Origin of the sequence: Sphingopyxis sp. Root1497, from assembly GCF_001427085.1 — a bacterium.
GTDB lineage: Bacteria > Pseudomonadota > Alphaproteobacteria > Sphingomonadales > Sphingomonadaceae > Sphingopyxis.
The window spans coordinates 435,135-447,522 of record NZ_LMGF01000004.1 but is presented as its reverse complement, the minus strand read 5'-3'; the positions used below and the strand labels follow the sequence as shown (position 1 = coordinate 447,522).

Annotated in this window: 7 protein-coding genes and 1 pseudogene; 1 reads left to right on the top strand and 7 read right to left on the bottom strand. The window is 66.9% G+C overall.

What is annotated here, in order from left to right; all coding sequences use genetic code 11:
• The 3 genes and pseudogenes from ASD67_RS23710 to ASD67_RS13670 form a co-directional block, all read right to left on the bottom strand.
• Positions 1 to 541, bottom strand: a pseudogene (locus tag ASD67_RS23710) (ABC transporter substrate-binding protein); the annotation flags it as partial.
• The gene (locus ASD67_RS13675; protein ID WP_056348073.1) at positions 538 to 1,119 is read right to left on the bottom strand and encodes an ANTAR domain-containing response regulator; all 582 of its coding nucleotides are present in this window, start codon (positions 1,117 to 1,119) and stop codon (positions 538 to 540) included. The gene ASD67_RS13675 and the pseudogene ASD67_RS23710, both read right to left, overlap by 4 nt.
• A 193-nt stretch (positions 1,120 to 1,312) precedes the next feature.
• Positions 1,313 to 4,339: a TonB-dependent receptor plug domain-containing protein gene (locus tag ASD67_RS13670; RefSeq protein ID WP_056348071.1), complete on the bottom strand. Its 3,027-nt coding sequence runs from the start codon at positions 4,337 to 4,339 to the stop codon at positions 1,313 to 1,315.
• Positions 4,340 to 4,740: 401 nt separating this feature from the next.
• Here ASD67_RS13670 and ASD67_RS13665 point away from each other — a divergent pair, with 401 nt between their 5' ends.
• The gene (locus ASD67_RS13665; RefSeq protein ID WP_056348069.1) at positions 4,741 to 7,128 is read left to right on the top strand and encodes a penicillin acylase family protein; all 2,388 of its coding nucleotides are present in this window, start codon (positions 4,741 to 4,743) and stop codon (positions 7,126 to 7,128) included.
• Here the strand turns inward: ASD67_RS13665 and dacB are convergent.
• The 4 genes from dacB to ASD67_RS13645 are packed head-to-tail and all read right to left on the bottom strand — an operon-like array spanning position 7,125 to position 12,377.
• The gene (gene dacB, locus ASD67_RS13660) at positions 7,125 to 8,597 is read right to left on the bottom strand and encodes a D-alanyl-D-alanine carboxypeptidase/D-alanyl-D-alanine endopeptidase (RefSeq protein ID WP_235535679.1); all 1,473 of its coding nucleotides are present in this window, start codon (positions 8,595 to 8,597) and stop codon (positions 7,125 to 7,127) included. The two genes, ASD67_RS13665 and dacB, sit on opposite strands and share 4 nt — an antisense overlap.
• On the bottom strand, positions 8,594 to 9,622 hold the full coding sequence (locus tag ASD67_RS13655) for a serine hydrolase domain-containing protein (protein WP_056348062.1): 1,029 nt from the start codon (positions 9,620 to 9,622) through the stop codon (positions 8,594 to 8,596). Before ASD67_RS13655 ends, dacB begins: the two co-directional genes overlap by 4 nt.
• Complete coding sequence (locus ASD67_RS13650) at positions 9,619 to 11,124, bottom strand: hypothetical protein (protein ID WP_056348060.1); 1,506 nt, start codon at positions 11,122 to 11,124, stop codon at positions 9,619 to 9,621. Before ASD67_RS13650 ends, ASD67_RS13655 begins: the two co-directional genes overlap by 4 nt.
• Complete coding sequence (locus tag ASD67_RS13645) at positions 11,121 to 12,377, bottom strand: dicarboxylate/amino acid:cation symporter (RefSeq protein ID WP_056348058.1); 1,257 nt, start codon at positions 12,375 to 12,377, stop codon at positions 11,121 to 11,123. The genes ASD67_RS13650 and ASD67_RS13645 overlap by 4 nt, the downstream gene beginning before the upstream one ends.
• Positions 12,378 to 12,388 lie beyond the last annotated feature (11 nt).

The following is a 12,388-nucleotide window of genomic DNA, read 5'->3' as shown; positions in this document are numbered from 1 at the left end:
CCTCGCCCGCCGCGAGCGCATCGGCGGCGAAGGGCGGGCTGGTGACGACGATCTCGACGTCGCTGTCGGGACGCACGCCGACCCCGGCGAGCCAGTAGCGGAGCATGTAATTGTGGCTTGAATAGCGGTGGACGACCCCGAAGCGCAGCGGCTTGCCCGCCGCCTTGCGCGTCGCCGCGACGGTCCGGAGCGCGGCACCGATCGCCGCCGGATCGCCGAGCGCCCCGCCAAGCCCGACGGCGCGGGCGAGCGCGGTCGAAAAGGTGACCGCATTGCCGTTGAGGCCGAGGACGAAGGGGACGGCAAGCGGCACCGCCGGGCGGTCGCGCCCGAGCGCGGTGGCGATCGCGAGCGGCGCGATCATGTGCGCGGCATCGGTATGGCCGTAGAGCAGCCGGTCGCGCACCGTCGCCCAGGTCATGTCGCGCACCAGCTCGATCGCCACGCCTTCGCGCGCCGCGAAGCCCAGTTCGTGCGCGAGGATCGGCAGCGCGGCGTCGACGAGCGGCAGGAAGCCGATACGGAAGCGCTCGGCGGTCATTCCATGTCTCCCATCAGCGCTTCGCTGGTCACGATGGCTTCGGCGATTTCCGAAATCCGGCGGTTGGTGCGCATCGCCTGCCCACGCAGCAGCGCATAGGCGGCGGGCTCGTCCACCTCGCGACGCTTCATCAGGATCGCCTTGGCCTTGTCGATCACCGCGCGTTCGGCGAGCGCGTTCCTGGCATCGTCGAGTTCGCGCTGGAGCCGCGAGAAGGCCTGGAAGCGGCGGACGGCAAGCTCGACAACGGGCTTGATCCTTTGCTTCGACAGGCCGTCGACGACATAGGCCGAGACGCCGGCATCGATCGCCGCGCCCGTCACCTCGGCATCGCTCTGGTCGACGAACATCGCGATCGGGCGCGCAAGCGCGCGCGACATCGCGAAGAAATCCTCAAGCAGGTCACGGCTGGGGTTTTCGAGGTTGATCAGGACAACCTCGGGCTTCGCGGCCTCGACCTGCGCGACGAGCGGCCCGGCGGGATCGATCAGCACCAGATCGTCGAGTCCGGCCTCGCGCAGGCCATCCGAGATGATCGCGGCGCGCGTCGTGCTGGTGTCGATGATCGCGATCCTCATGGCCGCGCCTTTACGGTGCGGCGTTCGAATTCGCCAGAGCTAAGCCGATATGGCGACATATAGACGCTGTATCATGGCCGATATGCGGAGTTTTCGAACCTGCGCTTTGGTTTCGCGCCGCGTCAAGGTCTCCACATCGACCAAAAAAAGGGGAGCAACGCCGGCTCCCCTTTCTCCCTTGGTTGGATGCGCGTCAGTCCAGCTTGAACCGGACGCCGACGCGGTAGGTACGGCCCAGCAGGTCCGAAAAGGTGCTGTTCGCCGCGAGGCCCGTTTCGGGCAGCAGCAGCGGGTTGGCATCGAACAGATTGGTGACGTTGAAGAAGAACTCCGCCTCCGATGCGTTGCCGACCTTGATCTTCTGAGTCAGGTTGAGGTCGACGTAGAACGTCCCTTTGACGCGGTTGTTGTCATAGGTCGGGTTCTGGCTGGTCGAGGTCGGGCAGCCGCTTGTGCATTCGATCGCGTTCGCCAGATATTTGCCCGAGCTGACGCCGCGACCGGTCACGGTGCCCGAGAAGGTCGGGGTCGAATAATTGGCGTTGGCGCGGAAGATCCACTTCGGCGTACTCGCCTGACCGCCGTTCGCCCCCACCGTGTTGACCGGCGTGGTCCCGGCGATGCCCGTTTCCGCCAGATTCTCGATGTAGCGCGTCGCGGTCCCTTTCAGCGTGATACTGCTGCTTTCACCCACGGGCAGGCGATAGGCGGCGTCGAAGTCGATGCCGCGCACCAGCCGGCGCACATAGTTGAAGGGCTGGGTACGGATCAGCAGATAAGGCACCGTCGGGGTCGAGCGCGTCGGATCGGTGGTGATCGCGTCGCAGAACGCCTGGACCCCTTCGTCGCAGCGGTTGACCACTTCCTGCGCGCTGATCGTGTCGATCGCATCCTGCAGGTTGATACGGAAATAATCGACCGATGCGCTGAAGCCCGGCAGGAAGCGCGGCGTGATCACGCCGCCGATGTTCCACGAATCCGCCTTTTCGGGTTCCAGCGCGAGGTTGCCCGTCGTCAGGCCCGAATAGGGAAAGAATTGCGGACCGCTGTTCGGATCGGCCGAATTGAACTTGGGATTGCGTACCGAATCGCTGTTCGCGGTGCCGGCCTGGAACAACTCGTTCAGGTTCGGCGCGCGAATGTCGCGCGACCGCGTCACGCGGAGGCGGATGTCCTCGATCGGCGCCCAGGTCGCGCCGAGTTTCCAGGTGGTGACATAACCCGACGTCGAATAATCGGTCGCGCGCACCGCGCCATTGAATTCGAGGCCGAAACCCAGCGGGATCAGCGTTTCGAGATAGGCTTCCTTCACATTATAGCTGCCCTTGAACGGCAGATAGTTGCCGACCGACCAGGCGTTGCGGAAGCCGGGCCGGCCATTGGCGTCGACGGTCGCGATCGGCTGGAACTCGGTCGGCACGCTGCCGCGGATCTTCTCTTCGCGATATTCGCCGCCGATCGCGATGCTGACGTCGCCCGCCCAGGTGGCGAAGGGCGTCAGCGACAGGTTGGCGCCCGTGACATATTGTTCGAGCACCTGTTTGCGGAACGGATCGCCGAGCACATAGTCGATCGCCGCCGGATTGGCGACGCCGATGCCAAGGCGATTGAGCGGCACGCAGGTCGGGTCATTGTTGGTGGTGTCGGTGTCGACGTTGATCAGGCACTGGATCGATCCGACGGCGTAGCCGCCCGCATTGCCGGCGGGCGCAAACGCCGCATTCGTCGCATTCGCCATGCGCGTGACATGCATGATGTTACGGAGCTGTTCGCGCACATCCGAGCGGCCATATTGGCCGAAGATGTCCCAGCGTGCCGCCTTGCCGAAGGCGTCGAACTCGCCCTCGGCACCGATGACGTAGCGTTGGACCTGGCGCTTGTTATTGATGCCGCGGAACGGCAGGTCGGCCGCGGTGGTCGTGATGCTGATGCTGTTGACGCCGGTGAGCCGTGCCGCGCCCAGCGTCTGCAAGGCGAAGGCGTTACAGGTGGTCGGGACCGGGACGGTCGTGCAACCGACGGTGTTGAGAGTCGCCGACCCCAGGTTGGGGCCGGCGTTGAAGAAGACTTCCTGCTTGTTGTACGACCCTTCGGCGAACAGCGTGAGGCCATCCGATACGTCGAAGCTGGTGCGGCCATAGACGCCCCAGCGGTCGTCCTTTGGCGCGAGGCCGATGCGGCGGCCCGAATCGTTGACGCGCCAGTCGCCGCCGACCGTGCGCGTGACGGGGGAGCCAGTGCCGTTGGTGTTCAGCACCGGCGAGTTGAACGACCCATATTGAAACGGGATGACTTGGCCGTTCTGGCCGAAATAATTGCCGCGCAAAGCATTGGTCGAGGTCCCGGTCGATGCGGTGATGAAGCCGCCGGGGGCCTGATTGGTCTGACCAGCATTCTCGCGGAAGGTGATGAAGGCGGGCTGGCCATTGGTCGTCGTATATGCGGGGTTGGCAATGGCCAGATAGCCCTTGTGGTTCCACGGCCGATCCCCGGGGTCGATTTCGTAGATGCCGTCCTGATGTGCGATTTCGGCGTTGAAGACGATATGCCCGCGGCCGTCGGCGAAGGAGGTGCCGCCAGCGACGCTGCCCGAATAGTTGAAGCCGTCGCCCTTGTCGGTGAGCCCTATGTCGCCGCTGATGCGCAGCCCCTCCATCTTCTTGTTGAGGATGAAGTTCACCACGCCGGTGACGGCGTCCGAACCATAGGCCGACGATGCGCCGCCGGTCACCAGTTCGACGCGCTCGATCAGCGCCTGCGGGATAGTGTTGATATCAACCCAGCCGAAGATCGTCGAACCGACCGACCGGCGGCCATCGACGAGGACCAGCACGCGGCTCTCGCCCAGGTTGCGCAGGTTGAGCGCGTTGATGCCCGCCGAGCCGTTGGAGATGTTGAGGCGCGAGTTGCCGGGCTTCGTCGATCCGGCGAGTTGCGGCAGCTGGTTGACGAAGTCGGCGATGTTGTTCGACGGCGAGGTGTTCTGGATATCTTCCTTCGTCAGCACGATCACCGGGGTGGGGGCCTGGAACCCGTCGCGGGCGATGCGCGAGCCGGTGACGACGATCTGCTCGCTGGGGGCCGCTTCGCCGCTGTTCGGCGTGGCGGTGGTCTCCTGTGCCAACGCCGGCGCGCTGTGAACCAGCGCCAGCGCGGTCATCACCGCGCCGAAGCGGCATGTACGGCCCAGCGGCCGACGAATTCGTCCAAGATCACGCATGTAAACAGTCCCCTTATTTGCCCAAAAGCTGCGCCGCACACCGCCAGTGCGTGCCGCGGCTAGCCCCATTGTCCCACCTGATCGCGTGGCGGGCTCTTGGCTCCGCCTTCTTATGTTTTCGTGATATTCATCGTATCGGCCCGGCTATCGCCGCGTTCGAGGTGCGCGGATAGACCGTTCCGTGACGGGGAGGTTACAGGGTGGTTACCGCCGGTCAACAGCTTCGCGATTACCCTGGCGATATGGACCTATAGCCCCAAGGCATGGCGTCGCCGAAATCGATGAAGGCCGGGCGCGGAATAGCTTGCAGTTATAGGGCGCAGCCCGCTTGCTATGGCATGGCCGCACTCCGCTGCGATAGGGTCGCCTCGTCATCTTCAATCCTTATCGGGGAGGCTCTGTTGATCCAGCGCCGTGCGTTTCTGCTGGCTTCGGTTGCGCTTGTTGCGCTGCCCGGAACCCTTTTGGCGAAACCCGCGGTAAAGGGTGGCAAGAGCCCGCGCACCGTCAGGCTGTCCGGCGCGCGGGCGCCGGTCGAGGTTATCGAAGACGAACTGGGCGTGCCGCACGTCCGCGCCGCCTCGTTGCACGACGCCTTCTTCGGGCAGGGGTATCTGGTCGCGCGCGACCGTCTGTTCCAGATCGACATGGAGCATCGCCGCGACATGGGCCGGATGGCCGAGGCGTTCGGACCGCGCTTCGTCGCCGCCGATCGTGCGGCGCGGCTCTTCCTTTATCGCGGCGATATCGAGGCTGAGCTCGCGTCGCTGCCGCCCGATGTGCTCGAATGCGCCGAGGGTTATGTCGCGGGCGTCAACGCGCGCATCGACGAGCTGGCGGCCGATCCGTCGCAACTGCCGCTCGAATATGGCATATTGGGGATCGCTCCATTGCGTTGGGACGTGCGCGACCTGGTGCAGGGTCGCGGCATCGGCATGGGCGACGCCGACGACGAGGTGCGCCGCACGATGCTCCACGCGCGCGGGCTGCTCGATGCCGACCTGCTGATGGCGCCGCTGCGTCCGGCCTGGTCGTTCACCGTGCCCGAGGGACTCGACACCGCGGCGGTGAGCGAGGCCGACCTCGGCCTGCTCGACCCCGCCAACCGGCCGGGGGGCTTCGAGCCGCTGCAGGAAGCGTGGTTCGATCCCGAAACACGCCGCGAAGACCGCTTTGCGCTGGGCAGCAACGCCTGGACCGTCGCGCCGTCGCGCACCGCAACCGGGCGCCCGATCCTGGCCAACGATCCGCACCTCGGCATCGGGCGGTCGAGCCCGCGGCACATGTGCCACCTGTCGGCGCCGGGGCTCGACGTGATCGGCGCAGGTGCGCCGGGGCTGCCCGGGATCATGCAGGGGCACACCGACCGCTTCGCCTTTGGCCGCACCAATTTCCACATCGACCAGAGCGACCTGTTCATCCTGCGCACCAAGGAGGGCGACCCCGGCCGGTATTGGCACAAGGGCGAATGGAAGGCGTTCGAGAGTTTCGAGGACGAGATCCTCATCAAGGGCGCCGCGGCCGAGCGCGTGACGCTGCGCTATGCGGGTGGCCGCCCGATCGTGTCGTCGGACGCGGCGCGAAATCGCGCGGTCGCCTTTGCCACCGTCGCGATGCTCACCGGCGCCAATTCGCGCTTCGCGATGATCGCGATCAACCTGGCGACCGACTGGGCGTCGCTGCGCAAGGCGTTCAAGCTGCACGTCTCGCCGACCAATTTCCATTACGCCGATATCGACGGCAACACCGGTTGGCAGACGATCGGCTTTACGCCGCGGCGGCCGAAGCATGACGGGCTGTTCCCCGCGCCGGGCGACGGCGATTTCGACTGGACGGGAATTCTGCCTGTCGAGGATATGCCGCACGTCTATAACCCCGCCGAGGGCTGGTTCGCCTCGGCGAACCAGATGAACCTGCCGGCGGATTATCCCTATCGCGAGCGGATCATCAGCTTCGGCTGGAGCGATCCCTTCCGCTACGATCGCTGCGCCGAAGTGCTGCGCGCGCAGCCCAAGCACCGGATCGAGGACAGCATCGCGCTGCAGCACGACGTCCAGTCACTGCCGGCGCGGGCGCTCGTCAAGATGCTGCCCGCCACGCCGTCGGCCGAAGCGGCAGAGGCGGCGGCGCTGCTCAAGCGCTGGGATTGCGGGATCGATGCCGACAGCGCTGCGGCTTTGCTCTATGAGATGGTGCTGCCGTTGCTGTCGACTGCGGTCTATGATCGCGTCGTGCCCGCCGCCGCTCGCGATCTGGTGACTTCGCTCAACCTCGCCGAAATGCTGCGCATGCTCGCTGGTCCCGACAAGCGCCTCGGCGACGATACCGCCGTGGCGCGCGATGCGTTGGTCGATGGCGCATTGGCCGCGGGGTGGAAAAAGGCGGTTGAAGTCGGCGGACCCGATCCGGCGAGCTGGCGCTGGGGCGACCTGCACCGCGTGACGATCGAGCATCCGCTCGCGGCCTCGAACCGCGCGATTGCGGCGGCTTTCCCGAAGATCATGGGCGGGCGCTCGGGCGGCGACTGGAACACGCCGATGGCGCGCGGCTTCAATCCTCGGCGCGGCTTCGATGTGACGCATGGCGCTAGCTATTTGTTCGTCGCCGACGTCGGCGCGTGGGACAACAGCCGCTTCCTGCTGCTGCCTGGCCAGTCGGCCGATCCGCGCTCGCCGCGCTACCGCGACTTCTATCCCAAATGGCTCGCGGGCGAGATGCAGCCTATGTGGTTCAGCAAGGCGGCGGTCGACCGTCATGCCTCCACACGGCAGGTCCTCGCGCCCGCCTAGAGCGCTTCGGCGATCGCGACGAGGGCGCGGTCGACTGCGGCGGTGGCCTGGCTGTCCAGTTCGTCGGGTATGTCGTTGGCCAGCGCCGAGAAGATGAGCGTCTTGCCGCTGCGTGTTACGAGGTAGCCCGACACGGCGCGCGAGGCGTTGAGCGATCCGGTCTTGGCGAAGAGCTTGCCTTCGAGGATCGTGCCCTTGAAGCGGTTCTGCAGCGTGCCGTCGCGCCCGGCGATCGGCAGCGTTTCGCGCCACGCCATGCTCCACGGCTGGCGCGATATCCAGCTCAGCAGGCCGACCGCGCCGCGCGGGGTGATGCGGTTATAGCTCGACATGCCCGACCCGTCGGCGAAGAAATAGCTGGTGGCGGGCAGGCCCGCTTCGCCCATGACCTTGCGCATCACCGCCTGACCGTCGGCGATCGATCCGCTGCCGGCTTGCCGCGCGACGCGGCGCAGCATCAGTTCGGTATGGAGATTCTGGCTCTCCTTGTTGATGCGGATCATATTTTCGGCGAGCGACGGCGCGGGGAGTTCGGCGAGCATCGCCGGCTCGGCGGGCAGCGCGACCGGCGCGCCATCACGGGTCTTGGGATCGTCGGCGGCGGTCAGCGGCCGGTGGCGGGCCGCGATGTCGCCGTCGACGCGTACGCCGCGCGCGCGCAGCAATTCGCTGAGGCGCCACGCGGCATAATGCGCCGGATCGTCGATGCCGTAGCGCAGCGTCATCGGCGCGGCCTCGGCGCCGATGGTACCGGTCAGGCGCAGGATGCGGCTGTTAGGCATCCGGTCGGCGGCGACCTTGTCCTCCTTGCCCGCGACGGTCGTGACGTGATTTTCGATGCTGTAATAGCCCGGGGCCTGAATGGCGGGCGTCGCACCCAGCGCGCCCGGTGCGAGTTTGACCACCAGTTCATTGTCGTCGAGCGTCAGCGCCGAAATGCCGGTGCCGTAACGCGACTGGATATTGTTCCAGCTCATCCCCGGGCTCCAGCGTTCGTCGGGGAACCAGCTGTCGTCGCCGACGATGTTGCGGACATGGCGCGTCTTCGCGGCGACCGCGTCGGCGAGCGTCTGGAGGCAATCGGTCTTGCAGTCGTCGGCGCTGGAAAGCACCGCGTCGCCGCGGCCATGAAGCACGACGTCGACCTTGCCATCGGCGGCCGTTTCGAGCCGCACGCCCGCGCCTTTTGCGGTCTGCTGGAGCAGTGGCAGTTCGGCATAGGCGATGGCGGTCGTGAACATCTTGGTGTTCGACGCCGGAATGAAGCGCTGGTCGGGGGCGATCGACACGAGCGTTTCGCCGTCGAGCGTCGTGACGAGCAGGCCGTAGCGCGTGCCGGTGGGACCGGCGGCGAGCGTCTGTTCGACGGTGGTGAGCAGTGGTGCGGCCGGTGCCGTCTGGGCGTGGACCGTGGCAAGCGACAGCGCGAGGGCGGAGGCGAGGGCGAAGCTCTTGATCGTCATTTTCATCGGTCTGTCCGTTCGTCCCATGCAGTGATGAGGGCGTTGCCCGTGGCGGCGCGTAGCGCCACGATGCCGCTGTCGAAATGGCGGGTCGGATGGACCCGGTTGGTGAGCAGGGTCCAGGCGAGGCCGCGCTCGAAATCGATCCACAGGCCGGTGCCGGTGAAGCCGGTGTGGCCGATCGTTTCGGCCGAACAGGCATCGCCGCCGTGCCAGCCGGCAAAGGCGCGTTCCCAGCCGCAGGTCCGGTGGTTCTCGCCCGCCGTGCGGATCTCGGCCATCATCGCGGGCGACAGGATTTCGCCGCGCAGCATCGCGGCCGCGAAGCCCAGCACGCCGTCGACGGTGCCGAACAGCCCGGCATGGCCGGGCGCTCCGCCGAGGGCATAGGCGTTTTCGTCGTGGACCTCGCCCTTCATGACGCGCTCGCGCCAGCTGCAATGCTCGGTCGCGACCGCCGGGCCGGGCGGCGGGCCGAAAGCCAGTGCTTCGCCGAGCGGCCAGGCGGAGAGCGGCGCGCCGGTGATCCGCTCGATCGCGATGCCGAGCAGGATGAAATTGATGTCCGAATAGACGGGCGGCCCGTGGCGCCATTCGCGCTGGAGGACGAAGGCGCGCAGCCGCGCCGGATCGTCGCCATAGGTATAGATCGGCTCGACCGCAGGCAGGAAGCTGCGGTGCATCAGGCAGTCACGGAAGGTCAGCCGGCGCTCGGCGGCGCCCGCGACGTCATATTGGCGCAGGTCTGGGATCGCGTCGGTCAGCGGCCGGTCGAGGTCGAGGCGGCCCGCTTCGGCGAGGGTGAGGATGATCGTCGTCGTCGCGATCACCTTGCTGAGTGACGCTAGGTCGAACCAGTGGTCGCGGGTCAGTGCCTCGCGCTCGGGGACGAGCGCGGCCATGCCCGCAAAACGGACGGCGGTGCGGCCCTCGGCATCGACGACGCCGAGCGCCGCGCCGGGGATGCGGCCGCTTTCGACTGCTTCCAGCGCCGGGGCAAAGCCTGCCGCGCAAATCGTCTCGGCCGTCATGTCGCTACGCGTCCTTTCACGCGAACGATGACCGGCAGCAGGAAAATCGCGGCGAAGCTCAGCGCCCCCGACAGCAGGAAAAAGCCGTCATAGCCGATCTGCGTCTGCATCGACCCCGATGCACCCGCGAGCAGGCGTGGCAGCAGGAAGGCGAAGCCCGAGAGCAGCGCATATTGCGCCGCGGGATGGGCCGGGCTGACCAGCATCGACAGATAGATGACGAACACCGCACCCGCGAAACCATTGCCGAACTGGTCGATCGCAACCGAGGTATAGAGGACGAAGGCGGACGCTTCGCTGTGCCACAACCAAACATAGATCCAGTTGCCCGCCGCCGCCGTTACCGCGCCGATGCCCAGCGTCCAGCCGAGCGACAGCCGCGTCGACAGAAGGCCGCCGAGCGCGACCCCGGCCATGCTCGCCGAGAGCGCGACGACGCCGTCGGCAAAACCGATCTGTTCGAGGCTGTAGCCCGCTTCGTTCCACAGCGGGTGCGACAGGGTGAGCGTCAGCACGTCGCCCATGCGATAGAGCGAGACAAAGGCGAGCACCGCGAGCACCGCATAGCCATAGCGCCAGAACAGTTCGACATAGGGGGCAGCAAAACCCGATTTGCCCGCGAGCGCATCCGCGCTGAGGCGATTGATGCGGGGGAGCGCGAGTGCGAGCAGGACGAAGGGGAGCAGGGCGACGGCGAGGACGACCGGGGTGACATTGGTCTTGGCCGAGATGCCCGCGCCTTCGGCGGCTGACAGCAGCAGCCAGCCGGCGGCCGCCGTGACGAGCGCCGCGACAAGCAGGATCAGGAGGCTGGCGCCGATGCCGGCGAGGAGCGCCGGCACGCGGCCGGTCGCGCCGTCGCGTTCGGCGCGCATCGCGGCGAGGATCGGAAAGGGCAGGAAGGCGGCGAAGGCGATGACCAGATAGGCGATCGTCCAGTCGGCACGCGCCGCGACGAGGATCGCGCCGCTGCCCGCCGCGACCATCGCGCTGCGATATCCCCACAGATTGGCGGCGACGATCGGCGCCTGTTCGGCCTGCGTCGGCGCAAGCTCGATGCGCCAGCCGTCGGCGGCAACCTCCAATGTCGTCGTCCAGAAGGCGAGCAGGACTGCGAACAAGGCGGTCAGCGGCAGGCTCTTGTCGTTCGAGGTGAAGGCCATGGCGACCATCGCGGTGAAGATGCCGAGTTGCGACAACATGATCCACCCGCGCCGCCGCCCCCAAAAGCGCGCGAAACCCGGCACGTCATAGCGCTCGACCAACGGCGCCCACAGGAATTTGAAGGTCGGCAGCAGCGCGATCCAGGCGAAGAAACCGATGATGACGATATCGACGCCGTGCTTCGACAGGCGAAGCGTAAGCACCGCGTTGAACATGTAGAAGGGCAGCCCGGCGGCAAAGCCGAGCAGCAGGTAGAGGCCGAACAGACGCCGTGCGGAGGGCCTGGCGGGTAAGGGGAGCCCTTCGATCGGGCTGCCGGCCGCGAGCGTCGTCGTCATGGCGGGGGTCTTGTGTCAGCGGGCGGTGGTGTCTCATCCGCCTTCTCCCAGCGTGCGACGATGGTGGTGACGGTCAGGTTAGCGCTCGCACTCGCGACGGTGCGCGTCATGTCGAGCAGGCGGTCGAAGGGCAGGACGAAGCCGACGACGAGCGCGGTCTGTTCGGGCGACACGCCGACCGCCGAAAGAACCGCAGCGAGCATGAACAGCGAGGCCGAGGGGATGGGCGCCGTTCCGAAGGCCGCGAGTGCGCCGGTGAGCAGGACGACGAGCAGCATCTGCAGGTCGGGCTCGACCCCCACCGCCTGTAACGCGAAGATGCTGAGCAGGCCGACGTACATGGCAGTGCCGTCCTTGCCGATGCTGGCGCCGATGGGCAGGACGGTCTTGGCGACGCCGGGTGCGATCTTCAGATCCTCGAGCGCGATGCGCAGCGCCACGGGCAGGGTGGCGGCGGAGGAGGCGGTCGAGAAGGCGACCGCGAGGGCATCGACGATCGTGCGGTAGAAGAGCAGCACCGGCCGCCGCGCGACGAGGACGAGCAGCGGTATGTGCACGAGCAGGATTTGCAGCAGCACGCCGACGGCGACCCCCACCGCGAGCCAGCCGATGTTGGCGAAGACCGCGACGCCATTGTCCGCCACGGCCTTGGCGATCAGCGCGAGGACACCGAACGGCGTGACCTCCATGACGATCCGCACGACGTGGAACAGGGCCTTGCCCGCCGATTGCAGCAAGTCGGCCATAGGCTTCCCCTCGTCGCCCGCCAGGATGACGCCGAAGCCGAAGAGGATCGAGAAGAAGATGATCGCCAGCATGTCGCCGTCGACCAGCGACTGGACGATGTTGGTGGGGATGATGCCGACGAGCTGGTCGTGCAGCGATTTGGGTTCGCCCAGCGCATGCGGGACCGCACCGGCAAGCGCTGCGCCCTTTCCGGGTTCGAGCAACAGGCCGACGATGATGCCGATCGACACTGCGAAAAAGGTCGTCGCCGCGAACATCCCGACGGTGCGTGCGCCGACCGATCCAAGCTTGCGCGGGTCGGCGAGCGCAGTGACCCCCGATGCGATGCTGATGAAGACGATCGGGACGACGAGCATCCGGATCAGCCGGACGAAGAGTTCGCCGACGATGGCGATCGCTCCGGTTGCGGCGGGCCAGACGAGTCCCAGCACCACGCCGATCGCGAGCGCGCCAAGCACCCTTTGCCACAGCGGCACCGCGACCCAGCGGCGAAGCAGTCCCGTCATTCGCCCCTGTG

Coding starts and splice junctions, on each gene's coding strand:
- ASD67_RS13675 (WP_056348073.1), bottom strand. CDS start 1,119: ATGAGGATCGCGATCATCGACACCAGCACGACGCGCGCCGCGATCATC.
- ASD67_RS13670 (WP_056348071.1), bottom strand. CDS start 4,339: ATGCGTGATCTTGGACGAATTCGTCGGCCGCTGGGCCGTACATGCCGC.
- dacB (WP_235535679.1), bottom strand. CDS start 8,597: ATGAAAATGACGATCAAGAGCTTCGCCCTCGCCTCCGCCCTCGCGCTG.
- ASD67_RS13655 (WP_056348062.1), bottom strand. CDS start 9,622: ATGACGGCCGAGACGATTTGCGCGGCAGGCTTTGCCCCGGCGCTGGAA.
- ASD67_RS13650 (WP_056348060.1), bottom strand. CDS start 11,124: ATGACGACGACGCTCGCGGCCGGCAGCCCGATCGAAGGGCTCCCCTTA.
- ASD67_RS13645 (WP_056348058.1), bottom strand. CDS start 12,377: ATGACGGGACTGCTTCGCCGCTGGGTCGCGGTGCCGCTGTGGCAAAGG.